Raw genomic sequence first — 23,259 nt, 5'->3', positions numbered from 1 at the left:
CCGCGGACCCCATGTCGACCACACCTGAACAAGACGCCCCCGAAGCTGCACCGACTGCGGTTGACCCCGTGGACGAAAACCTTGCCATCATCGCGCGCCAGGCCATCGTGGACGAATCCCGCGCCGTCTATGGCTATGAGCTGTTTGACCGGTCCACCGCCTCGGATGCGCACACGGCGGCCAGCGATGCCGCCCTGCTGTTCAACGCCCTGTCGTACGCTGGCACCGAGGCCCTGGTCGGCAAGAAGACGGTGTTCATCAACTGCACCCATGACAGCCTTTCGGGTGGACACCTCGAACTGATCCACCCCGAAAAGGTGGTGCTGGAAGTCCCCCCCCTGCCCGACAGCGCCACGCCCGAGGAAATCGAAGGCCGCATCCCCACATTGGAAGCCTTGCGCACCCGCGGCTTTCGCCTGGCGTTCGACCAGCAGGCCTTGCGCCGCGCCTACACCAGCTGGTTGCCGCTGGCGTCTTTCATCAAGCTGGACATGCAGGCCTTCAAGCCCGAGCTGGCGGGGCCGCTGGTCAAGTTTTCCACCACCCACAGCAAGGCCACGCTGGTGGCCGAAAAGGTGGAAACCGCCGAACAGTACGAAATGATGCGCGACCTGGGGGTGAAACTGTTCCAGGGCTACTGGTTCGCACGCCCCTCGCTGGTGAAGGCCACCACCATCCGCCCTTCGCAGGCCACGATCATCCAGCTCATCAATCTGGTGCGCAAACAGGCCAGCACGGCGGAGATCGAAGACCTGCTCAAGAAAGACCCCACGCTGTCTTTCAACCTGCTGCGCTTCATCAACTCCTCGGGTTTTGGCCTGTCGTGCGAGATCACTTCGTTCCGCCATGCCGTAATGATCCTGGGCCTCAAAAAGCTTTTCCGCTGGGCAGCCCTGCTGATGACCACCTCCCGCGCCGGAGGGGCACCACCCGCCGTGGGCCAGACCGCCGTGGTGCGCGGGCGCCTCATGGAGCTGCTGGCTGGCGAGTTGCTGCCGCCCGAAGACTGCGACAACGCCTTTGTCGTGGGCGTGTTCTCGCTGCTCGACACCATGCTGGGGGTTCCGATTGAAAAGGCGCTGGAATCCGTCGCCCTGCCCGAGCCCGTGATGGATGCCCTGCTGCGCGGGACCGGTGTGTTTGCCCCGTTCCTGGAGCTGACCAAGGCCTGCGAAAGTGGTGATGAAGTGGCCTTTGCCAAGGCAGCCGATGCCTTGCACCTGTCCAACCGCCAGGTCAACTGGGCCCACCTGCAGGCCCTGACCTGGGCCGAGAGCCTCAACGAAGACTAGCCTCCCGGGGGCGGGGGCGCTCCTCGCTCCTTGCATTCGCCTGCACGGGCCCTGGCCATCCAGGGCCCTTCGTTTTTCAGGCGGTCATTGATTTCCCTGGATGCCCGCCGCACGGATGATGCGCGCATTGCTCTCCGACTCCTGCGCGATCTGGCGCGCGAACTCCGCCGCCGTGCCACCGGTCGGCACGTTGTCCGTGGCTTCGAGCTTGCTGCGGATGTCAGGCAATGCCAGCGCCTTGTTCACCTCGGTGTTGATGCGCTCCAGCACAGCGGCGGGCGTCTGTGCTGGCGCATAGATGCCGAACAGCGACGACAGGTTGGCGGCGGGCTGACCCAGCTCCGCCAGCGTAGGCACCTGGGGCAACGAATCCAGCCGTGCCGGCGCACCCACCGCCAGCGGCTTGAGCTTGCCCGCCTTGATGTGCTGCAGCACGGCAGGCCCCGCATTGGTGGACAACACCTCGAACTGCCCGCCCAACGCGTCGTTCATCTGCTGGCCACCGCCCTTGTAAGGCACATGGGTGATCTGCACCTGGCTTTTGCCCATGATTTGCTCCACCATGATGTGGCCCAGCGACGCCTGCCCCGAGGTGGCCCAGCGCACGGCACCGGGCCGGGCCTGTGCGGTGGCGATCAGCTCCTTGAAATCCCCCGCCTTGCTGGCCGAGGTTCCGAGGAGCAGCACGGGCGAATACATCACGCTGACCACAGGTGCAATGTCCTTTTGTGGATCGAATGGAGATTTGCCAAGGTGCGGATTGAGCGCCAGCGGACTCACCGCCGCAAAGCCCAGGGTGTAGCCGTCTGGCGCTGCCTTGGCGACCGCATCCACGCCCAGGCTGCCGCTCGCACCGGCCTTGTTCTCGATGACCACGGGGGTGCCCAGCTGCACCGCGAGTTTGTCGGCCAGCGCACGGGCCACCGTGTCGCTCACGCCGCCGGCGGGATAAGCAACCACAAGGCGGATGGGTTTGGCCGTGGGCCAGGCCTGCGCCGTGGCCAGGGTGGCAGCGCCTATCAGCAACACGCCGGTTATCGTTTTTTTCATGGGTTTCCTTGCGTATACAAGCTGTAGATACAAACGGCAGACGGCCGCGATACCAGTACCGATCCGCGCTATCCGCGCGGATGGTGCTGCGCATGCAGCGACTTGAGGCGTTCCCGCGCCACATGGGTGTAGATGGTGGTCGTGGAAATATCGGCATGGCCCAGCAGCAGCTGCACCACACGCAGATCGGCACCATGGTTCAGCAAGTGTGTGGCAAACGCGTGCCGTAGCGTGTGGGGCGACAGTGGCACGGTGATACCCGCCACCTGCGCCCATTTTTTCACGATGACCCAGAACATGACACGCGTCATGCCGCTGCCACGCTGGGTGACGAACAGGTCGTCCGTCTGCTGCCCGCCCAGGATGGCGCTGCGGCCCTCCTGCAGATAGCGGTCGAGCCACTGGCGGGCCACTTCGCCAAACGGAACAAGCCGCTCCTTGCTGCCCTTGCCCATCACCCGCAGCACACCTTCGTTCAGGCCCAGCTGGAACGTCTTGAGCGTCACCAGCTCGGTCACGCGCAGCCCGCTGGCGTACATCAGTTCCAGCATGGTGCGGTCGCGCAGGCCCAACGGGTTGCCAAGGTCTGGCGCATTGAGCAGGGCCTCCACCTGCGCCTGCGACAAGGTCTTGGGCACACGCAGGGGCTGGCGCGCTGCCTGCAGCCGCACTGTGGGGTCGGCCGTGGTGCGCCGCTCCCGCAGCGCCCAGTGAAAGTAGCGCCGCAGCACCGTGAGGCGCCGGTTGGCCGAGGTGGCGCGGGTCTGCGCGTGGCGTGCCGCGAAGTAGCCCTGCAGGTGGTGCTCAGCCGTGTCATCAAGTGCCAGCGCGGGCTGCTGCGCGGCCAGCCACTGCGCATACAGCGTCAGGTCGCGCCGGTAGGCGGCCAACGTGTTGCGCGAAAGGCCGTCCTCCAGCCAGAGGGCGTCCACAAAGGTATCGATCGCGTTCAGGCTGGCGGTGAGCATCCAAAAACAATAGCACGTAAAGCCCATAAAAAAGCCGCCCGTGGCAACGGGCGGCTTTGTGCAGGAAGGAATGCGGTGCTGGTTATTCCAGCGTCAGCTTCTGCTTGACCACCACATCCTTGTACACGGCAAACTCTGCCTTGATCTGCTCGGCAAACTGCTCGGGCGTGTTGCCCAGCACGATGGAGCCGGTGTCTTCGATGCGTTTTTTCACGGCCGGGTCTTCCAGTGCCTTGCGCACGGCAGCGTTGACCTTGTCCACCACGTCCTTGGGCAGGCCCTTGGGGCCTACGATGCCGTAGTACGCCATGCGGTTCACGGGCTCCAGGCCCATTTCCTTGAAGGTGGGCACATTGGGCAAGGCGGCAACGCGTTGAGGCGCCGCCACCACGATGGGCACCAGGCGGTTTTCCTTGATGAAGGGCAGCGCCGAGGGCAGGTTGTCAAAAATCATGGGCACCTGGCCCGCCACCGTATCGTTCAGGGCGGGGCCCGCACCGCGGTAGGGAATGTGCGTGACGAAGGTGCCCGAGAGGTTCTTGTACAGCTCCATCTGCAGGTGGCCAATGCCACCCGTGCCGGACGAAGAGTACGAATACTTGCCGGGCGACTTCTTGAGCTCGGCCACGAACGCCTTGTAGTCCTTGGCCGGGAAGCCCGGGTGCACCGCAATGATGTTGGGCGTGGCCGCAATGTTGATGATGGGCGTGAAGTCCGTCAGCGGGTTGTAGGGCGTCTTGGGGTTGATGGCGGGGTTGGCCGCCGTGGTGGACACGGTGGCCACGCCCAGCGTGTAGCCGTCCGGCGCCGAACGTGCCGTTTCCGACGCACCCACGATGCCACCGCCACCGGCCTTGTTTTCCACGATCACGGATTGGCCCAGGGCTTTGCCCAGCGGGTCGGCAATCACGCGCGCAATGATGTCGGTGGTGCCACCGGGCGCAAACGGCACCTGCAGCTTGATCACCTTGTTGGGGTAGCCCTGGGCGGCTGCGGACCCTGCGGCGGTAGCCAGTACGGTCAGCGCGAGCCATTGACGACGATGCATGGAGTTCTCCTTCGTGCGGGGTAACAAACAGCGCTGATGGTATGCGCAACCAGCCCCATGGAGCCCTGCGGATTCCACATAAGGGCTAACCCGAAGAACTTGCCCCTCATCAAGTATTCTCGGTGCGTGAACTACGCCCAGCTCCTGATCCCGGACTTCTCCCTCATCCTTTGCGGCTACCTGATCTGCCGGTACACCGCCCTCAACCGCTCTGTGTGGCAGCCCGTGGAGAGCCTGGTGTACTACCTGCTGTTCCCCGTGCTGCTGTTCCAGTCCATCGTCAAGAGCCCGGTGGACATCGGCGCCGCGTCGGGCCTGATCGCTGCGGGTTTGACCATGGGTGTCACGGGCATTGCACTGGCCTACAGCCTGCCGCACTGGCCGTGGCTGGGCAAACACATCGACGCACGCGACCACGCTGCCAGTGCGCAGGTGGCGTTCCGCTTCAACTCCTTCATTGGCCTGGCCATCGCCGAGCGCCTGGCGGGCTCGGAGGGCCTGCTCATGATTGCCGTGCTGATCGGCGTGTGTGTGCCGCTGTTCAACGTGGCGGCCGTGTGGCCGATGGCGCGGCACGGCCAGCACAGCTTTGCGCGAGAACTGGTGCGCAACCCGCTCATCGTCGCCACGGTGTCGGGCCTGGTGGCCAACCTGCTGGGCTTTCAGATTCCGGAGTGGGCCAACCCCACGGTCAGCCGCATCAGTGCCGCGTCGCTGGCGCTGGGGCTGATGGCGGCGGGCGCGGGCCTGCAGTTTGGATTGCTCTCGCGCGGCAAGGCGCTGAGCGTGGCGGTGTTGTCCATCCGGCACCTGGTGCAGCCGCTGCTGGCCTTCGGCATGGCGCGCCTGTTCGGACTGAGCCCGGTGCAGACCACCATGCTGCTTGCGTTCTCGGCCCTGCCCACGGCCTCCACCTGCTATGTGCTGGCGGCGCGCATGGGCTACAACGGCCCCTATGTGGCCGGGCTGGTGACGCTGTCCACCCTGCTGGGCATGGTCAGCCTGCCATTTGCCCTGGGATTTCTGCGATGACCGATTCACACCCCGCCCCGCGTTCCTCCTCCTTGGTCCTGGCACAGCGCCGCACCCTGATGGCGGGCCTGGCCGCAGTCGCGCTGATGCCGCTGGCGGGCTGCGGGCGCAAGGCCCCGCGCGCCCAGGCCGTGCCCACCAGTGCCACGGTGCTGGCGCTGGGTGATTCGTTGACCTCCGGCGTGGGCGCATCGGCAGACACCGCCTACCCCGCAGTGCTGGCGCGCCTGACCGGCTGGAAGGTGGTCAACGCAGGCGTATCGGGCGACACCTCGGCCCAGGCGCTCGAGCGCCTGCCAGCCCTGCTGCAAAAACACCAGCCCGCACTCGTGATCGTGGGTATCGGCGGCAACGACTTCCTGCGCCGCCAGAGCGCCAGCGCCACCCGCGCCAACATCCGCCAGATCTGCGCCGACGCGCAGTCCACTGGCGCCCAGGTGTTGCTGGTGGCCGTGCCCGAGCTGTCGCTTTTGGCGGCCTCCACCGGCCGGCTGAGCGACCACGCGCTGTACGAAGAAGTGGCGAGTGAGCTGAAAATCCCCCTGCACAGCAAAGGCTGGTCCGGCGTGCTGGCCGACGCGCGCCTGCGGTCCGACCAGATCCACGCCAATGCAGCGGGCTACGAGCGATTTGCGCAAGGGCTGGTGGAAACGCTCAAGGACACCGGACTGCTGGCACGGTAAAGCCACACAAGGTCACGGTTCAAATACTCATTTTTTGATAGCTACCAGCGCTTATCCATCAAGCGCTAGCATCCATTTTTATTCAAGATCCAGCGCCCAGGCCACATGCTCACGCACCAGCTCGCTGGGGTCCTGGGCGCGGGACTGCAGCGCCGCACGCACCGCTTCATCCCCGGTGGCACGCAGCGCGTTGCCTAGCGCCACGGCCACGTTGCGCAGCCAGCGCTCGTGGCCAATGCGGCGGATGGGGCCGCCCTCGGTCATGCGCAAAAAGGTGGCCTCGTCCCATGCAAACAGGTGCACCAGCTGCTGGCCCGCCAGGCCCTTGCGCTCGTCAAAATCGGGCAACCGGCTGACCTGTGCGAACTTGTTCCAGGGGCAGATGAGCTGGCAGTCATCGCAGCCGTAGATGCGGTTGCCCATCAGCGGGCGCAGCTCCAGGGGGATGGGGCCGGCGTGTTCGATCGTGAGGTACGAAATGCAGCGCCGCGCATCGAGCCGGTGCGGCGCAATGATGGCCTGCGTCGGGCACACATCGATGCAGGCACTGCAGCTGCCGCAGTGGGCCGTGACCGGTTCGCTCGCGGGCAGAGCCATGTCCACATAAATCTCACCCAGAAAGAACATCGACCCCGCCTCGCGGTTGAGCACCAGCGTGTGTTTTCCCCGCCAGCCCTGGCCGCTGCGCGCGGCCAGCTCGGCCTCCAGCACGGGCGCCGAGTCGGTGAACACGCGGTGGCCGAAGGGGCCGATGGCCTCGGCGATGCGGTCGCTGAGTTTTTGCAGGCGCGCGCGCAGCACCTTGTGATAGTCCCGCCCCCGGGCATAGACCGAGACGATGCCTTCCTGCGGGCGCGCCAGACGCCCCCATTCAAACGCCTGCCATGCCCCCGGCGCCTGCCTGCCCGTGTTTCCGGGCAAATAATCCATGCGCGCCGTGATCACGCTCACGGTGCCGGGCACCAGTTCGGCCGGGCGGGCTCGCTTCAACCCATGCGACGCCATGTAATGCATGTCACCATGGAAGCCCTGCGCCAGCCAGGCCGAAAGACCGGGCTCTGCCGCAGACAAGTCCACCCCCGCCACGCCGATTTGGGAAAATCCCAGTTCGCGGGCCCACTCCTGCATTTGAGGAACGAGTTGACTGTTGCACCACATACCGGCCAGATTGTAGGAAGCGCCGCTGCCGCTCCGGCAGAACCACCCCGTCAGATCACCTGGCACAGCGAGGATGACACCAGCGCCTTTGCACGCCAGCTTGCAGCGCAGCCGCAGTTGACCAACGCCTACCTGACCCTGCACGGCGACCTGGGCGCGGGCAAGACCACGCTGGTGCGCCACCTGCTGCGCGCCCTGGGCGTTGGGGGCCGCATCAAGAGCCCTACGTATGCGGTGGTGGAGCCCCACGAGGCACCGGGCCTGGCCATCTGGCACTTTGACTTCTACCGCTTTGACGACCCACGCGAGTGGGAGGACGCGGGTTTCAGGGACATTTTTGCCAACCCCGGCCTCAAGGTGGCAGAATGGCCGGAAAAGGCTGCAGGGCTTACGCCACTTGCGGACCTTGCTATCCACATTGAAGCAATGGATGACACCGAAAGGAAGGTCACGCTGCACGCCCACACCGCCATCGGGCGCAGCCTGCTGCAAGCACTCTGAGACGCCGTGAACGAACCCACCCTGCCCGCCCGCCCCGCCGCTGCCCCCCTTCCGTCACGCCGCGCTGTGCTGCAGGCGGGCAGCCTGGTTCTGTTGCTGGGCACGCAGCAGATTGCGCGCGGCGCCACCATCCTGGCCGTGCGCGTGTGGCCCGCCCCCGAATATTCGCGCGTGACCATCGAATCCGACGGTGCGCTGGTGGCCAAGCAGTTCTTCGTGACCACGCCGCCCCGGCTGGCGGTGGACATCGAGGGCATTGACTTGAGCCCCGAGCTGCGCGAGCTGGTGGCCAAGGTCAAGCCGGACGACCCGAACATCGCCGGCATCCGCGTGGGCCAGAACGCGCCCGGCGTGGTGCGGTTGGTGGTCGACCTGAAACAGGCCGCCATGCCCCAGGTGTTCACGCTGCCACCCGTGGCCGCCTACCAGCACCGGCTGGTGTTTGACCTGTACCCGGCCGCGCCGGTGGACCCGCTGGAGGCACTGATTGCCGAGCGCCTGCGGGAGGCCCCCGCCAAGGCCGCACCGGCGCCCAACCCACCCCTGACCACCGCCGCAGCCGCTGCGCGCGCACCCGCCCCACCGGAGCACGACCCACTGGGCGATCTGATTGCACAACGCAGCCAGCGCCCCGGCCCACCCGAGCCGCCGCCCATGGTGGCTACTGCACCGCCCCCCGCCGAACCCGCGCGCCCCGGCATTCGAGCCACATCCACACAGACCGACCGTCTCATCATCGTCGCGCTGGACCCCGGCCACGGTGGCGAAGACCCGGGCGCCATCGGCCCCGCAGGCACGCGCGAAAAAGACGTGGTGCTGCGCGTGGCACACCTGCTGCGCGACCGCATCAACGCCACCACCGTGGGCGGTAACCCCATGCGTGCCTACCTGACGCGCGACGGCGATTATTTTGTGCCCCTGGGCACCCGCGTGCAAAAGGCGCGGCGCGTGCAGGCCGACCTGTTCGTCAGCATCCACGCCGACGCGTTCACCACGCCCGCCGCCCGGGGGGCCAGCGTGTTTGCGCTGAGTCAGGGCGGCGCCTCCAGCACGGCCGCCCGCTGGCTGGCCAACAAGGAGAACCAGGCCGATCTGGTGGGCGGGATCAACGTGCAGTCCAAAGACCAGCACGTGCAGCGCGCGCTGCTGGACATGAGCACCACCGCACAGATCAACGACAGCCTGAAGCTGGGCACCGTGCTGCTGGGCGAGATCGGCAACGTGGGCAAGCTCCACAAGCCCCGCGTGGAACAAGCGGGCTTTGCCGTGCTGAAGGCGCCCGACATTCCCAGCGTGCTGGTCGAAACCGCCTTCATCAGCAACCCCGAAGAAGAAAAGCGCCTGCGCAGCAGCGCCTACCAGGAACAGCTGGCCGATGCGCTGATGCGCGGCATCACACGCTACTTTGCCAAGAACCCGCCGCTGGCGCGCAGCCGCTCCGTGTAACCCCTGCTGCCCGGGGCAGTACCCTGCGCCTTGCACTGGCGGGCAAGTGCAGGCACAGTAGCCTTCATCACGACGCCCATCCCAGCGATGGGAAGGAGGCAAGCTATGGCATTACCCCACGCCCAATCCGGCCAGATCGTCAGCGTGCGCCCCCTGGGCCACCGCCTGCCCGAAGCCATCACCACCGCCATTCTCAAAGCGGGCCAGCTCGAAGTCATGCGCGTGGTGCTGCCGGTGGGCAAATCCATGAAAGAACACCAGACCCCCGGCGAAGCCACGGTGCAGTGCATCGAGGGCGTGGTGGAGTTTGTCAGCGAAGAGGGTATCCAACGGCTGCACCCCGGCGATTTTGTGCACCTGGCCCCCCGTGCGCTGCACGCGCTCAAGGCCGTGGAGCACGCCTCGCTGCTGGTCACCATCTGCCTGCGGCCGGGTTAAGAACGTGTTCACGATCTCGCAGGGGCGACCGTAAACAGGATTTCCAGGCCGCATCCGGTCAGCGCCCCAGTCGGAACACGCTCACAATTTCAGCCAGCCGCGCGGCCTGGTGCTTGAGGCTGTCGGCCGCAGCGGCGCTCTGCTCCACGAGCGCCGCGTTCTGCTGAGTGACCTGATCAAGCTGCGTCACGGCCTCGCCCACCTGGCTGATGCCGATGGTCTGCTCGCCCGTGGCGCTCGAGATTTCGCCAATCAGATCGCTCACGCGTTTGACCTGCGTGACGATGTCTTCCATGCTGCGCCCGGCATCGCCCACCAGCTGGGTGCCGTTTTCCACCTTGTGCACGCTGTCGCTGATCAGTGCCTTGATCTCCCGGGCCGCAGAGGCAGAGCGCTGGGCCAGGCTGCGCACTTCACTGGCCACCACGGCAAAACCCCGGCCCTGCTCGCCCGCGCGGGCGGCTTCCACCGCAGCATTGAGCGCCAGGATATTCGTCTGGAACGCAATGCCGTCGATCACCGCGATGATGTCGGTGATCTTGCGCGACGCGGCCGAGATGTCCTGCATCGTGGCCACCACCTGGCCCACCACTTCACCGCCCTTCACGGCCGCAGCCGAAGCGGAGCCCGCCAGCACGGCGGCGCGCTGCGCGGTGTCGGAGTTGTTCTTCACGGTGCTGGTGATCTCTTCCATCGAGGCGGCGGTCTGCTCCAGGTTGCTGGCCTGCTCCTCGGTGCGCTGGCTCAGGTCGGCATTGCCCGAGGCGATCTCGCTGGAGCCGGTGGCGATGGAGTCGCTGCTGTGGCGCACGTCGCCCACGATGCGTACCAGCGAGGTCTGCATGGCCTCCATCGCCCGCATCATCTCGGCCACCTCGCCACGCCCGCTGGCATGGATGGGCTGCGACAGATCGCCCCCGCCAATGCGCTGCGCCACCGCACTGACCTCGCCCAGCGAGCGGCGGATGCGCCGCACCACCACCCACGACAACACCACCAGCAGCGCCAGCCCCGCCACGCCCGCCGACAGCACCGCCATGCGGTAGGACTGGATGAGCGCAGCCGCCTCGGACGCCTGTTCGCCCGAACGCTGCACCTGGTAGCTCACCATCTTGTCGGCCACGGCGTTGTACTGGTTCAGCACGGGCGCAAACGTCCCCAGGGCGTAGCTCTTGGCCTGCGCCATGTCACCCGCTTTCTTGAGTGCCAGGGATTTGTCGCGGGTTTCCAGGTAGTTCTTGCGCACGGCGGCAAGCTCCTCCTGGATGCGCAGCCCTTCAGGGCTGTTCTCCAGCTCGGTATAGCGCTTTTGCACCGTGCTGGTGTCGGCCGTGGTCGCCGCCATCATGTCCTTGAAGTAGTTCTGCAGGTCGTCCCCCTCGGTCTGCACGATGGAGAACACCCGGGTGGCGTTGACGGCAATGTTGCTGCGCCAGCGCAGGGCCAGTTGCAGCCGCTCGACCTGCTCGGTGGCCAGGCCGTCCACCGTCCTGCCCAGATGCTGCACCCGCACCAGGCTCAACGCCAGGATGAGCACGAGCGCCAGCACAGCCACCCCCACAATCAACCCGATCTGTTGCGCCACCGTCAGCTGCGCGCCCATCCGCCGTGATTGCTGGTCCATGGTGTCCCCTTGTATGAGTAATGGGTTTACACAGGAAATGATCTGCCGGTGCCCGCCCGTTGGCAACCACCCCACACGCCACGTAAACCCTGATCCATGGAGACCCACCATCGCCCCGGCGGTGGCCCGACTCAGGAGGAAACAGTGATCCCAGAAAGCCCCATGTCCTACAGGCGCATGCCAAGGGTGCCTACGCCAGGCGGCACGCGCCGGATGGATAGTGAAGCCACAGGTCGAGCCCGGACGCAACCGCTGCTGGGAGCCAAGGCCTGAATCCATTCACAAAGGACTCCTGCCATGAAAATCCGTCACATCCTTCTTGCGACCACCTGCACTGCAGCCCTTGCTCTGGGTGGTTGCGCTTCGAATCCGTCGAACGCCCAGGTTGGCACCGGTGTCGGCGCCGTGGTCGGTGGTGTGGCCGGCAACGCCATCTTTGGCGGCCCGGTGGGCACCATCGGCGGGGCAGCAGCTGGCGCCCTCATCGGCCACGAAATCGGCGAAGACCGCGATCAGCGCAGGCCTTATCGCCGTTGATCCGGCCTTCCGTGCCGAATCCCCACGGGGATTTTGCATAAAAAGAGCTTCTGGCGCTTATTCAACAAGCGCCAGCAGCTCTTTTTTTGATAGCAACCATGAAATGATTGCCTCAGGCCGCCTTGGCCTGCCGCCCCGCACGCCATGCGCCGAAAATAGCGATCAGGCCGGGCACAAAAATCATCGCCCAGATGATCTTGTCCAGGTTCTCCTTGACCCAGGCAAAGTTGCCAAAGAAGTAGCCCGCCGTGGCAATGCCCAGCACCCACAGCAGCGCGCCACCCACATTGAACGCCGTGAACTTGGCCCGCCCCATCTCGGCCACACCCGCCACAAAAGGCGCAAACGTGCGGATGAACGGCATGAAACGCGCCAGGATGATGGTGATGCCACCATACCGCTCATAAAACTCGTGCGCCTGGTTGAAGGCGCGGCGGTTGAACCAGCGCGAATCCTCCCACTGGAACACCTTGGGGCCAAAGAAGCGGCCAATCGAATAGTTGCACTGGTCCCCCAGAATGGCCGCCGCAATGAGCACCGCGCAGGCCAGCGGAAAACTCATCATCCCCGCGCCGCAGAGCGCGCCCACGATGAACAGCAGCGAGTCGCCCGGCAGAAAAGGCATGACCACCACGCCGGTTTCGACGAACACGATCAGGAACAGCAGCGCGTACACCCAGGCACCGTAGGTTTGCACGAAGGCTTCGAGGTACTTGTCGACATGCAGGATGAAGTCGATCAGAAAAGTGACCAGTTCCATGGGGTAGCCGGTGGGGGCACCGGACGTTAAAAAAGTTGCGGGCATTATCCCCATCGGTCGATTCCCATCGACCGATGCCCCTGCGCAGCCCTCGCCCTAAAATCTGCCGGGTGAACGACACCATCCCCACCCTCGCTGCGGCACAGCCTGCCCCCCCCGCCACCCGCCGCCCCATCCGCGACCTGCCCGACGAGCTGATCAGCCAGATTGCTGCGGGCGAAGTGGTGGAACGCCCCGCCTCGGTGGTGCGCGAGCTGGTGGACAACGCGCTCGATGCGGGCGCCACGCAGATCACCGTGCGCCTGTCGGCCGGCGGCGTGCGGCTGATCACCGTGGAAGACGATGGCGGCGGCATTCCACACGAAGAGCTGCCCGTGGCCCTGCGCCGCCATGCCACCAGCAAGATCACCAACCTCAACGACCTGGAAACCGTGGCCACCATGGGCTTTCGGGGCGAGGCGCTGGCGGCGATTGCCTCGGTGTCGGAGATGGCCCTGCTCTCACGCCCGGCCGCACAGGCCAGCGCGTTCCTGCTGGACGCCCGCAGCGGTGAACTGCGCCCCGCCGCACGCAGCACCGGCACGACGGTGGAGGTGAAGGAACTGTTCTTCTCCACCCCGGCGCGCCGCAAGTTCTTGAAGACCGACGCCACCGAATTGGCGCACTGCATTGAATCGGTGCGCCGCCATGCCCTGGCGCGGCCCGATGTGGGCTTTGCCATCTGGCACGAAGGCAAGCTGGTGGAGCAATGGCGCGCGACTTTCATTCCTGGCCAAGGCACCGCCGACGCCGTGCAGGATGCGCTGGCCCGCCGCCTCTCGGACGTGCTGGGCGAAGACTTCGTCACGCAATCGGTCGCCGTACAGCACCGCGTGGGCCCTGTCATCGTGACCGGCCGTGCAGGCCTGCCCGACGCCGCCCGCTCGCGCCCCGACCACCAGTATTGCTACGTCAACGGCCGCTTCGTGCGCGACAAGGTGCTCACCCACGCCGCCCGCAGCGCGTATGAAGACGTGCTGCACGGCCACAAGCAGCCCATTTATGCGCTGTATGTCGAGATCGACCCGGCCCGCGTGGACGTGAACGTGCACCCCACCAAGATCGAAGTGCGCTTTCGGGACAGCCGCGAGGTGCACCAGGCCGTGCGCCACGCCGTGGAAAACGCGCTGGCCGCGCCGCGCGCCGCTGCGCTGGCGGCAGCAGGGGCTGGCGCATCAGCAGACACCGGCTCCTCGGCACAGGGCAGCATCGAAAATTTCAAGCCAAATCAGCCCCTGGCGCACAACTGGCAAGCGCAAGCAGCTATCAAATTTGAAGAACGTGGCCACCATGTGGCCGACCTGCAGGCCCTGTGGGGGCCCCGGAAAGACAACGCAGCCACCGTGCCTTCTGGCCCCGCTGCACCCTTCGTGAACTGGGGCACTGCGGCCAACACCGCTGAGGCAGACGCCATGCCGCAGCCCTTTGCGCCCGCCTCGTCTATCCCCCCTGCCGCAGCAGGCGCTGTGGCCTGGCCCAGCAACAATACTGGACATGAAGCCGCCTGGCCCCAGGGCCAGGGCGGCAACGACATCGCCTGGCCGCTGGGCAAGGCCGTGGCCCAGTTGCACGGTGTGTACATCCTGGCTGAAAACGCCCAAGGCATGGTCATCGTGGACATGCACGCCGCGCACGAACGCATCGTCTACGAGCGCCTGAAATCCCAGGTGGACAGCGGCGCCCGCATTGCGAGCCAGCCCCTGCTGATCCCCGCCACCTTTGCCGCCACCCCGCAGGAAGTGGCTACCGCCGAAGAGTCGGCCGAGGTGCTGGCCACGCTGGGCCTGGAGGTCGTGCCTTTCTCCCCCAAAACTCTGGCCGTGCGCGCCGTGCCCACCACGCTGGCCCAGGGCGACCCCGTGGAACTGGCCCGCAGCGTGCTCGCCGAATTGGCCGCACACGACGCCACCACCGTGGTGCAACGCGCCCGCAATGAAATCCTGGGCACCATGGCCTGCCACGGCGCCGTGCGCGCCAACCGCAAGCTCACCATCGACGAGATGAACGCCCTTCTGCGGCAAATGGAAACCACGGACCGGTCGGACCAGTGCAACCACGGAAGGCCAACGTGGCGGCAGCTGTCGATGAAGGAACTGGACGCGTTGTTTTTGCGCGGCCGTTAACGGGCACCCGACCACCACCGGTTGAGCCCATCCCAGCCTTTGGCTGGCGTTAAGCTCCAAAGACGCAGACACGGGCAGAATCGGCCGCCCCACACCTCTGGCTGGCCCTTTCATGTTTGCACTCAACGCCCAATCCATCGCGCAGACCACACCCACGGGCGAGGCCATTGCGCAGGCCGTCGTGTCCTTCTGGGCGCTCGGGCCCGTAAAACACTGCGTGCTGATGCGGCGCGGCTTCAACCAGGTGTACGAGCTGCACTTTGACAATGGTCGCCACGCCATCGCGCGCCTGAGCGCCGAGAGGCCGCGTGGCGAGCCCAACATCGCGTACGAAACCGCCCTGCTCCTGCACCTGCAAGCCCGGGGCATTCCAGTGGCAGCGCCGTTGGCTGCCGGAGATGGAACCTTCAGCCTGGTACTCAGCTTGCCCGAGGGGCCGCGCGCCCTGATGCTGTTCGACTTTCTGCCGGGCGATCCTCCCGGCGAATCGCTGGTGGACATCGAAGCCACCGGCCGGGGGCTGGCGCAGTTGCACACCGCAGCACAGGACTACGCGGGCCCGGCAAGCCGCTACGTGCTGGATCTGCCCGAACTGCTGGACGCATCGTTGGAGCGGATGCTGCAAGCGCCCACGGTGGACGGGCCGCTGGCACGCGAGTTTTCTGCACTGGCCCGTGATCTGCACGAACGCTTTGCCACACTGCACGGCCTGACCCACGTGCGTTGCCATGGCGACTGCCACGGCAGCAACAACTTCATGTCCGACGGGCCGCATGGCACAGGAGAAGGCCACCGTGTGGCCGCGTTCTTTGACTTTGACGACACCGGCCCGGGCCTGCTGGCCTACGAGTTGAGCGTGTACCTGTGGGTGCTGCTGCCGCGCAGCCTGGAAACCCCCACATCGGCCGCCACGCAGGAGCGCTGGCGCCGCTATCTGGCCGGCTACACCGGCGTGCGCGCAGTGCCAGAGGTGGACCTGGCGGCCATTGCACCCTGCCTTGCGGTGCGGCAGTTCTGGGTGATGGGCGAATACGCGGGGCGCATTCCTGTGTGGGGTACGCAGGCGATGCCCACCCACTGGCTGCGCAAACAGGTCCCGCTCATGCGGGCCTGGATGGACATGCCCCTGGCCGACGGCAACATCGGGGGAGCACCGGCAGCGGCCTGATCCCCCGGGCTGCGAGGAAGTGCTGCGCGCGCATGGTCGCCGGACGGCACGTTGGCCCGGCCACCCTGCAACGCGCCTTCATTCATTGGGTGGCCACGGCGTCGATGCGGTCAAGCCGCACCAGGATCCGGCCAAACTGCTGGTTGCGCAACTCCACCCATTGGCCGGGCTCCAGGCGCGTGACAGCGCCGCCCACCGACTGGCCGCCCACATACAGGGTGACGCTGTGCCGCTGCTGCTGGGCGTCGGCCAGCAGCTTCTCAATGCCCTGCAGGACATCGGCCGCCAAGGCAGAACTGGTAAAGACCAGCGCAGCCACTGTGACGGCCAGGGAGCGCAACGTGGTGCGGAAGATCGGAGTTGTGGACATAGCGGTGCCATTCATCAATCAAAGGGTGGAAAGAAGCAAACCCACGGAAGGCGCAGGACAGCGATGCCCCCCGCACCGGCCACATTGTGGCCCGATCCGGCGCGAAGGCACCATACGCGGCACGGGGCCAAGCCATGGCCCCGAGGAAACAAAAAAAGCCTGCAGGTGCAGGCTTTTTTGGATCGGATGCGCGTGGGCGCACACCTCAGGTCGCTCAGTTGTCGCGCGCTGCCTTGGCGGCATCGGGGAAGTCGCTGAACACGCCGTCCACGCCCAGTTGGTAGAACAGCTTGTATTCGGCCTTGGGGTCGCCCTTGAAGTCCGAGGCCAGGCGTTTGGCCTCGCTGCGGAAAGTGTAGGGGTGCACCAGCAGGCCTGCGGCGTGGGCGTTTTTCACCACGTCGGTGGCGGGCATCATCACGCGGTCGCGCTCGTCGATCTTGCCGTCACCATTGAGGTCGTCGGCCTTGCCGTCCTTGTTGGCATCCACCTGCTTGGAGGGGATGAGGTAGGGCTTCCAGGGGCCAATGCCGTCGGCATAGGTCTTGACTTCCTTGAGGCCCGCTGGCGTCAGCAGGCTGGCAAAGGTGCGCGTGTCGCCGGCCACGGCAAAGTCGTACGGCTTGTCGTAGGGTGCGGTCAGGTCCATGCTGCCGTCGGGGTTCACATCGTTCGCGTCCACCAGTTGCACCAGGCGGATCTGCGTCTTGGTGCGCAGGTACTTGAGGTTGGATACCTCGAACGATTGCACGATCACCGGCGATGCCTTGGTGGTGTAACCGTACTTGGCCAGGACGGCCAGCAGTCGGTCTTCCAGCGGCAGGCCCAGTTTTGAATGGAAGGTGGGGTGCTTGGTCTCCGGGTACACGCCCACGCTGCGGCCGGCCTTGGTGCCTTCGCTCTTGGCGAGGTCCAGCACTTCTTCCAGAGTGGGGATCTGGTACTTGCCGTTGTGCGACTGGTCGCGGTCGGCCAGGGGCTGCACGGCTCGCAGGGTCTTGATTTCGGCCAGGGTGAAGTCAGAGACAAACCAGCCCTCCTCTTCCACGCCGTCCACCATTTTCTTGGTCTTGCGGCTCGCAAATTCGGCGCGCGTGGACACGTCGGTGGTACCGGTGATGTTGGGCTCGTGGCGGGCAATCAGCACGCCGTCCTTGGTGGCCACCAGGTCGGGTTCGATGAAATCGGCGCCCATCTCGATGGCCCGCTTGTAGCCCTCCAGGGTGTGGTCGGGCAGGTAACCGGCAGCACCACGGTGGCCAATCACCAGCGGCTTGTCGCCATTCAAAGTGGGATAGGGGTTGTCATCGTTGCCTCCACAAGCTGCCAGCGTGGCCAGCAAGGCCAGCGCACCCAACTTCGCACCAGAAATGTGCATGCTCTTCTCCTCGTTGTGTTTAGAACCGCCGAACTGTGGGCTCGGCCTGTGACAAGGCCGTGACGCCCCTATTGCGAACTGGTGACAGCCCCGTGCCACCCACCATCCGCACCAGAAAGTGGCAACTGTCTCGCCACATTCCCCACCATTGTGCAGAGGCATACGCATAAACGTATAACTTTTGAACATAATTCGATGTTGCAGCGCGCCATGGCGTGCCACCGCCCTTGATCTTCTGAAAGTCTTTTGAAACATGAAACACGCGTCCGCAGGCAGCTTCCTTTCGCACGTCGCCCTTCGCAACCCGGGACAGCCCGAGTTTCTGCAAGCTGTCACCGAAGTGATGGAAAGCCTGTGGCCCTTCATCGAAGAACACCCCCGCTATGCCGAACACGGCCTGCTGGAGCGCCTGGTGGAACCCGAGCGCATCGTCATGTTCCGCGTCTCTTGGGTGGACGACCATGGCAGCGTGCAGGTCAACCGGGGCTACCGCATCCAGCACAGCATGGCCATTGGCCCCTATAAGGGCGGCATCCGGTTCCATCCATCGGTCAACCTGTCGGTGCTGAAGTTCCTGGCGTTCGAGCAGACCTTCAAGAACGCCCTGACCACGCTGCCCATGGGCGGCGGCAAGGGCGGCTCCGACTTCGACCCCAAGGGCAAGAGTCCTGGCGAGGTCATGCGCTTTTGCCAGGCCTTTGTGTCCGAGCTGTTTCGCCATGTGGGTGCCGACACGGACGTGCCCGCAGGCGACATTGGCGTGGGGGGCCGCGAGGTGGGGTTCATGGCCGGCATGATGAAAAAGCTCAGCAACCGGGCGGACTGCGTGTTCACCGGCAAGGGGCTGTCGTTTGGCGGCTCGCTGATCCGGCCTGAAGCCACCGGCTACGGCACGGTGTACTTTGCGCAGGAGATGCTCAAGTCCACCGGCCGGTCACTGGATGGCCTGCGCGTATCGGTCTCCGGCTCGGGCAATGTGGCGCAATACGCCGTGGAAAAGGCTTTGCAGCTGGGCGCCAAGGTGGTCACGGTGTCGGATTCGAGCGGCACCATCGTGGACGAGGACGGATTCACCCCCGCCAAGCTGGCCGAGCTGATGGAGGTGAAGAACCACCTGTACGGCCGCGTGAGCGACTACGCGGCGCGGACCGGGGCCCAATTTGAAGCCGGTGTGCGCCCCTGGCATGTGCCGGTGGACGTGGCCCTGCCCTGTGCCACCCAGAACGAGCTGGACGCGAACGACGCTGCGGTGCTGATCAAGAACGGGGTGGTCTGCGTGGCCGAGGGCGCCAACATGCCTTCCACCATCGAGGCGGCCAAGGCCTTTGAGGCTGCGGGCGTGCTGTACGCGCCGGGCAAGGCCAGCAACGCAGGCGGTGTAGCCACCTCGGGCCTGGAGATGAGCCAGAACGCCGCCCGCCTGTCCTGGCCGCGCGAAGAGGTGGATGCGCGCCTGCTGCAGATCATGCAGGGCATCCACGCTGCCTGCCTGCGCTATGGCAAGCGCAGCGACGGCACGGTGAGCTATGTGGACGGCGCCAACATCGCAGGTTTTGTGAAGGTGGCCGACGCCATGCTGGCGCAAGGCGTGGTGTAACCCCGGTCCCGAAGGCAAGGCGCCCGAAGATGGGACAAGAAGGCGCGTTACCCGCCATTTCGTCCCATTTGCACGCAATGGGCACAAACCCTGCTTCGCCGGTCAGAACTTTCTGACGCGAAGCCGAGTCTGTCTCCACCATGAAGCGCACCCCCCTCCTGGTTTCCCTGACCTTGGCCATCGCCGTGACGGCGGGTTGCGCCACCCTCGACGCCAAGCAGCGCGAGTGGATCTTCCAGCCCAGCGACCGCAGCTGGGGTGGCGCGCAGTCCACCGCAGACATGCAGGATGTCTGGATCGACTTCCAGTCCGATGCCAGCGGCAAGGCCGAGCGCTTGCATGGCCTGTGGCTGGCCCATGAACGTGCCGATGCGCCCGTGCTGCTGTACCTCCATGGCGCGCGCTGGAACGTGGCGGGCTCGTCCGGCCGCATCCGGCGCATGCAGGAGCTGGGCTTTTCGGTGCTGGCCATCGACTACCGGGGTTTTGGCCAGAGCAGCGCCGCGCTGCCGTCCGAGGCGACCGCCGGAGAAGACGCCCGCGCAGCGTGGGACTGGCTGGGCCAGCAGCAACCGGGCAAGCCCCGCTACATCTTCGGCCACTCGCTGGGGGGTGCCATTGCCATCGACCTGGCCCGCCAGGTGCCCGACGAACAGGGCACCATGGTGGAAGGAACGTTCACCAGCATCCCCGAGGTGGTCAGCACCTTCAAGTGGGGCTGGTTGCCGGTGTCGGGCCTGATCACGCAGCGGTTCGAATCCGTCCGCAAGGTGGCCGAGATCGGCTCGCCCCTGCTGGTGGTGCATGGCAGCCAGGACAGCCTGATCCAGCCCGCCCTGGGCCGCAAGCTGTTCGAGGCGGCGCAGGAGCCCAAGCAATTCATCCTGGTCGAAGGGGGCTCGCACCACAACACCAATTCGGTGGGCCAGGGCCTCTACCGCGAGGCGATGGCCTCGCTGTTCAAGCTGAAGTAGGCCCTGCTGCCGCCCGGCGGCACGCGCCGCTGGCGGCGTGCGAAGCCCGCGGCCCGCCGCGTTGATGTGGCGCAAATGCGCGCCACTGCGCACAGGTCCCGCTGGCACCGGCCTGCATGCCCCATCTGGTACCCTCAGACAGATATGTCTGCCTCCTCCGCCACCGCCGTGCCTGCGGCTGCTTCCGCCTCCATCCAGCCTGGCATGGCCATCCTGGTGCTGGCCATGCTGCTTTCCATCCAGCCTGTCACCACCGACCTGTACCTGCCCGCATTGCCCGCCCTCACGCGCAGCCTGGGCGCGCAGATGGCAGCGGCACAGCTCACGCTCAGCGGGCTGCTGCTGGCGTTTGGCTGCTCGCAAATGGTGTGGGGGCCGCTGTCGGACCGCTTTGGCCGCCGCCCCATCCTGCTGGCCGGGCTTGGCATCTACACCGTGGCCTCGCTGGGCAGCGCGTTTGCGCCCACCATGGCGCTGCTCATCGTGTGGCGCATTGCCCAGGGCGCCGCCATGGGCGCGGTGGTGATGTGCGCCCGGGCCATCGTGCGCGACCTGTACACCCCGCTCGATGGCGCACGCGCCATGTCCAAGGCGCTCACCGGCCTCGGCGTCGTGGCGTGCATCTGCGCGCCATTGGGCGGCTTGCTGAGTGAATGGCTGGGCTGGCGGGCAGCGCTGATGGCGCTCACGGTGTATGCCGTGGCCACGCTGGCGCTGGTGGCGCTGCGACTGCCCGAAACCCTGGCCCACCGCAACCCGCAAGCCCTGCAGCCCCGCGCACTGGTCGGCACCTGGATGCAAGTTTTGCGCAGCCCCACCTTCTGGGCGTTCTCGCTCCAGACCACAGCCACCTATGGCGGCCTGTTCACCTTTCTGGCCGCGTCGTCGTTTGTCTTCATCGACGTGCTGGGTCTCACGCGCACGCAGTTCGGGTGGACCATGGCTTCGGCCTGTGTGGCATATCTGGCAGGCACCTTTCTGTGCCGTCGCCTGCTGGCACGCCAGGGCCTGCTGCGCACGGTGGCCATTGCTGGCGCGCTAAGCGCAAGCGGCGGCACGCTGATGGCCGCCGTGGCCTTCATGGGCTGGCACCAGCCCTGGGCGCTGCTGCTGCCGTTCTACCTGTTCATGCTGGGCCACGGCATCCACCAGCCCTGCGGGCAGAGCGGAGCGGTGGGGCCGTTTCCCAAGGCAGCCGGCGTGGCCTCCGCACTCAACGGCTTCATGATGATGCTGGCCGCGTTCGGAATCGGTGGCTGGCTGGGCATGCGCCTGGATGGCACGGTGTGGCCGCTGGTCAATGGCATCTGGTTCTGGTCGGTGGTGCTCGCCCTCATCTCATGGACGCTGGTGCAGAAATTCGGAGCGCCGCGTGAGCATGCCTGAGCCCTTGTTGCACAACGCCCTGCCCGCCATCGCCCTGGCAGGCCCCACGGCCTCGGGCAAGACGGCCGGGGCCCTCGCGCTGGCCGCCGTGCTGGGCAAGCAGGGCACGCCGGTAGAGATCATCAGTGTGGACTCGGCCCTGGTGTACCGGGGCATGGATATCGGCACCGCCAAGCCCACACCCGACGAGCTGGCCGCCGTGCCGCACCACCTCATCGACATCCGCGATCCCTTGCAGGCCTACAGTGCGGCGGAGTTCGTGCAGGACGCCACGCGGCTCATCGCCGAGATTCGCGCGCGCGGCGCGCTGCCGCTGCTGGTGGGCGGCACCATGCTGTACTTCAAGGCGCTCATCGACGGCATCGACGACATGCCCGCCGCAGACCCTGCCGTGCGCGCACGGCTGGAAGCCCAGGCGGCCGAGCAGGGCTGGCCCGCATTGCACGCCGAGCTGGCCCGTGTAGACCCTGTGACGGCCGCCCGGCTGGCACCGGCCGACAGCCAGCGCATCCAGCGCGCGCTGGAGGTTTGGCAGGTATCGGGTCAACCGTTGTCGAGCTTTCACACTATCAAAAAGATAGCTACTAGCGCTGATGGAATAAGCGCTGGAGCCCTATTTTCCTTGGAACCTGACGATCGGGCCTGGCTGCACGGCCGCATTGCCCAGCGTTTTGACGCCATGCTGGCCGGCGGCTTCATCGACGAAGTGCTGGCCCTGCGCGCGCGCGGCGACCTGCACCCCGACCTGCCCTCCATGCGCTGTGTGGGCTACCGCCAGGCGTGGGAAGAGCTGGACTTCCAGGCCACGCGCACACCGGGCACACCGCTCAACATGGGCCTGCTGCGCGAGCGCGGCATTGCCGCCACACGCCAGCTCGCCAAGCGCCAGATCACCTGGCTGCGCAGCATGCACGGGCGCCACGCCATCGCCTGCGACCAGCCCCACGCCGTGGCCCAGCTCGTGCAGGCCGTGCTGCAGCGGCTGGAGCAGCGGCCGGATTCGCAAGAGCCAATCACCCCATGACGCTGCTGCGCGCCGAACAGCTGGGCAAACACTACGGCGAAACGCCGGTGTTTTCCAACGTGCAGTTCACCGTGGAACCGGGTGAATTCGTGGCCATCGTGGGCGACTCGGGCGTGGGCAAGTCCACCCTGCTCAACTGCCTGGCCGGGCTGGACACCTGGGACACCGGCCGCATCACCCATGGCACCACCGACCTGGGCCAGTTGGGCGACACAGAGCGCGCCCTGTGGCGCCGTGCCCATGTGGGTTTTGTCTTTCAGGCCTTCCATGTGCTGCCGCACCTGGACGTGGCGCAGAACGTGGCCCTGCCGCTGATGCTGCTGGGCCAGAACGACCCGGCGCGCGTGCAGCAGATGCTGGACGCCGTGGACATGGGCGCACTGGGCGCGCGGCTGCCCCAGCAGCTCAGCGGCGGGCAGCTGCAGCGCGTGGCCATCGCCCGTGCGCTGGTCCACCGCCCTGCCCTGCTGCTGGCGGACGAGCCCACCGGCAACCTCGACCCCACCACCGCAGCCCGCGTGATGGACCTGCTGCTGGCGCAAACACGCGGGCACGGCGCATCGCTGGTGCTGGTGACGCACTCGGATGCCGCGGCGGCCCGGGCCGACCGGGTACTGCGGCTGCGCAGCGACGGCATCAGTGCGGGCGGCTGACCCGCAACAC

Annotated in this window: 22 protein-coding genes; 14 read left to right on the top strand and 8 right to left on the bottom strand. The window is 66.2% G+C overall.

The genetic code is table 11. The features are described 5' to 3' along the window. Nucleotides 1-11: 11 nt before the first annotated feature. On the top strand, nucleotides 12-1,292 hold the full coding sequence (locus tag ASE52_RS14395) for an HDOD domain-containing protein (RefSeq protein WP_010463994.1): 1,281 nt from the start codon (nucleotides 12-14) through the stop codon (nucleotides 1,290-1,292). Nucleotides 1,293-1,376: 84 nt separating this feature from the next. Here ASE52_RS14395 and ASE52_RS14390 read toward each other — a convergent pair whose 3' ends face one another. The 3 genes from ASE52_RS14390 to ASE52_RS14380 form a co-directional block, all read right to left on the bottom strand. Beyond that, complete coding sequence (locus ASE52_RS14390; protein WP_057226961.1) at nucleotides 1,377-2,342, bottom strand: tripartite tricarboxylate transporter substrate binding protein; 966 nt, start codon at nucleotides 2,340-2,342, stop codon at nucleotides 1,377-1,379. Between the two features lie 68 nt (nucleotides 2,343-2,410). Continuing rightward, the gene (gene xerD / locus ASE52_RS14385; RefSeq protein WP_057226959.1) at nucleotides 2,411-3,310 is read right to left on the bottom strand and encodes a site-specific tyrosine recombinase XerD; all 900 of its coding nucleotides are present in this window, start codon (nucleotides 3,308-3,310) and stop codon (nucleotides 2,411-2,413) included. A gap of 82 nt (nucleotides 3,311-3,392) precedes the next feature. Further along, nucleotides 3,393-4,358: a tripartite tricarboxylate transporter substrate binding protein BugE gene (locus ASE52_RS14380; protein WP_010463991.1), complete on the bottom strand. Its 966-nt coding sequence runs from the start codon at nucleotides 4,356-4,358 to the stop codon at nucleotides 3,393-3,395. A 126-nt stretch (nucleotides 4,359-4,484) separates the two neighbouring features. On the opposite strand from ASE52_RS14380, the gene ASE52_RS14375 reads away from it, so the two are divergent. Both ASE52_RS14375 and ASE52_RS14370 read left to right on the top strand, forming a co-directional pair. Next, nucleotides 4,485-5,390: an AEC family transporter gene (locus tag ASE52_RS14375; protein ID WP_057226958.1), complete on the top strand. Its 906-nt coding sequence runs from the start codon at nucleotides 4,485-4,487 to the stop codon at nucleotides 5,388-5,390. After that, nucleotides 5,387-6,073: a GDSL-type esterase/lipase family protein gene (locus ASE52_RS14370; RefSeq protein ID WP_057226956.1), complete on the top strand. Its 687-nt coding sequence runs from the start codon at nucleotides 5,387-5,389 to the stop codon at nucleotides 6,071-6,073. The genes ASE52_RS14375 and ASE52_RS14370 overlap by 4 nt, the downstream gene beginning before the upstream one ends. A gap of 78 nt (nucleotides 6,074-6,151) precedes the next feature. On the opposite strand, the gene queG is transcribed toward ASE52_RS14370, so the two are convergent. Beyond that, nucleotides 6,152-7,201 carry a tRNA epoxyqueuosine(34) reductase QueG gene (gene queG, locus ASE52_RS14365; protein ID WP_057226953.1) on the bottom strand — a complete coding sequence of 350 codons (1,050 nt, stop codon included), beginning with the start codon at nucleotides 7,199-7,201 and terminating at the stop codon, nucleotides 6,152-6,154. A 12-nt stretch (nucleotides 7,202-7,213) separates the two neighbouring features. Between queG and tsaE the strand changes: the two genes are divergently transcribed. The 3 genes from tsaE (at nucleotide 7,214) to ASE52_RS14350 (ending at nucleotide 9,616) form a co-directional block, all read left to right on the top strand. Continuing rightward, on the top strand, nucleotides 7,214-7,732 hold the full coding sequence (gene tsaE, locus ASE52_RS14360) for a tRNA (adenosine(37)-N6)-threonylcarbamoyltransferase complex ATPase subunit type 1 TsaE (RefSeq protein WP_057226951.1): 519 nt from the start codon (nucleotides 7,214-7,216) through the stop codon (nucleotides 7,730-7,732). A gap of 6 nt (nucleotides 7,733-7,738) precedes the next feature. Next, on the top strand, nucleotides 7,739-9,178 hold the full coding sequence (locus tag ASE52_RS14355) for an N-acetylmuramoyl-L-alanine amidase (RefSeq protein WP_010463986.1): 1,440 nt from the start codon (nucleotides 7,739-7,741) through the stop codon (nucleotides 9,176-9,178). Nucleotides 9,179-9,283: 105 nt separating this feature from the next. After that, the gene (locus ASE52_RS14350; RefSeq protein WP_010463985.1) at nucleotides 9,284-9,616 is read left to right on the top strand and encodes a cupin domain-containing protein; all 333 of its coding nucleotides are present in this window, start codon (nucleotides 9,284-9,286) and stop codon (nucleotides 9,614-9,616) included. Nucleotides 9,617-9,674: 58 nt separating this feature from the next. Here ASE52_RS14350 and ASE52_RS14345 read toward each other — a convergent pair whose 3' ends face one another. Further along, a complete protein-coding gene (locus ASE52_RS14345) occupies nucleotides 9,675-11,240 on the bottom strand; it encodes a methyl-accepting chemotaxis protein (RefSeq protein ID WP_035198212.1) in 1,566 nt (521 codons plus the stop codon). A 297-nt stretch (nucleotides 11,241-11,537) separates the two neighbouring features. On the opposite strand from ASE52_RS14345, the gene ASE52_RS14340 reads away from it, so the two are divergent. Continuing rightward, a complete protein-coding gene (locus ASE52_RS14340; RefSeq protein WP_010463983.1) occupies nucleotides 11,538-11,777 on the top strand; it encodes a glycine zipper 2TM domain-containing protein in 240 nt (79 codons plus the stop codon). A 112-nt stretch (nucleotides 11,778-11,889) separates the two neighbouring features. Here ASE52_RS14340 and ASE52_RS14335 read toward each other — a convergent pair whose 3' ends face one another. Further along, a complete protein-coding gene (locus tag ASE52_RS14335) occupies nucleotides 11,890-12,537 on the bottom strand; it encodes a DedA family protein (RefSeq protein WP_010463982.1) in 648 nt (215 codons plus the stop codon). A gap of 110 nt (nucleotides 12,538-12,647) precedes the next feature. Here ASE52_RS14335 and mutL point away from each other — a divergent pair, with 110 nt between their 5' ends. Both mutL and ASE52_RS14325 read left to right on the top strand, forming a co-directional pair. After that, entirely contained in the window at nucleotides 12,648-14,699 is a 2,052-nt protein-coding gene (gene mutL / locus ASE52_RS14330; RefSeq protein WP_057226948.1) for a DNA mismatch repair endonuclease MutL, read from the top strand. Nucleotides 14,700-14,811: 112 nt separating this feature from the next. After that, the gene (locus tag ASE52_RS14325; RefSeq protein ID WP_010463980.1) at nucleotides 14,812-15,867 is read left to right on the top strand and encodes a phosphotransferase; all 1,056 of its coding nucleotides are present in this window, start codon (nucleotides 14,812-14,814) and stop codon (nucleotides 15,865-15,867) included. 82 nt (nucleotides 15,868-15,949) lie between these two features. Here the strand turns inward: ASE52_RS14325 and ASE52_RS14320 are convergent, their stop codons facing one another. Further along, complete coding sequence (locus tag ASE52_RS14320) at nucleotides 15,950-16,237, bottom strand: hypothetical protein (protein WP_010463979.1); 288 nt, start codon at nucleotides 16,235-16,237, stop codon at nucleotides 15,950-15,952. A gap of 214 nt (nucleotides 16,238-16,451) precedes the next feature. Then, complete coding sequence (locus ASE52_RS14315) at nucleotides 16,452-17,615, bottom strand: glycerophosphodiester phosphodiesterase (RefSeq protein WP_057226946.1); 1,164 nt, start codon at nucleotides 17,613-17,615, stop codon at nucleotides 16,452-16,454. Nucleotides 17,616-17,868: 253 nt separating this feature from the next. On the opposite strand from ASE52_RS14315, the gene gdhA reads away from it, so the two are divergent. From gdhA to ASE52_RS14290, 5 genes are all read left to right on the top strand, one after another. Further along, complete coding sequence (gene gdhA, locus ASE52_RS14310) at nucleotides 17,869-19,212, top strand: NADP-specific glutamate dehydrogenase (RefSeq protein ID WP_057226944.1); 1,344 nt, start codon at nucleotides 17,869-17,871, stop codon at nucleotides 19,210-19,212. A 140-nt stretch (nucleotides 19,213-19,352) separates the two neighbouring features. Continuing rightward, nucleotides 19,353-20,186 carry an alpha/beta fold hydrolase gene (locus ASE52_RS14305; protein WP_010463976.1) on the top strand — a complete coding sequence of 278 codons (834 nt, stop codon included), beginning with the start codon at nucleotides 19,353-19,355 and terminating at the stop codon, nucleotides 20,184-20,186. 144 nt (nucleotides 20,187-20,330) lie between these two features. After that, entirely contained in the window at nucleotides 20,331-21,572 is a 1,242-nt protein-coding gene (locus ASE52_RS14300) for a multidrug effflux MFS transporter (RefSeq protein WP_010463975.1), read from the top strand. Next, entirely contained in the window at nucleotides 21,565-22,596 is a 1,032-nt protein-coding gene (gene miaA / locus ASE52_RS14295) for a tRNA (adenosine(37)-N6)-dimethylallyltransferase MiaA (RefSeq protein WP_057226941.1), read from the top strand. Before ASE52_RS14300 ends, miaA begins: the two co-directional genes overlap by 8 nt. After that, entirely contained in the window at nucleotides 22,593-23,249 is a 657-nt protein-coding gene (locus tag ASE52_RS14290; protein WP_057226939.1) for an ABC transporter ATP-binding protein, read from the top strand. The genes miaA and ASE52_RS14290 overlap by 4 nt, the downstream gene beginning before the upstream one ends. The last annotated feature ends 10 nt before the right edge of the window (nucleotides 23,250-23,259 follow it).

Origin of the sequence: Acidovorax sp. Root275, from assembly GCF_001428965.1 — a bacterium.
GTDB classification, from domain to species: Bacteria; Pseudomonadota; Gammaproteobacteria; order Burkholderiales; family Burkholderiaceae_C; genus Acidovorax; species Acidovorax radicis.
The sequence above is the reverse complement of the archived record's forward strand: the minus strand, read 5'-3'. Positions and strand labels throughout refer to the sequence as shown.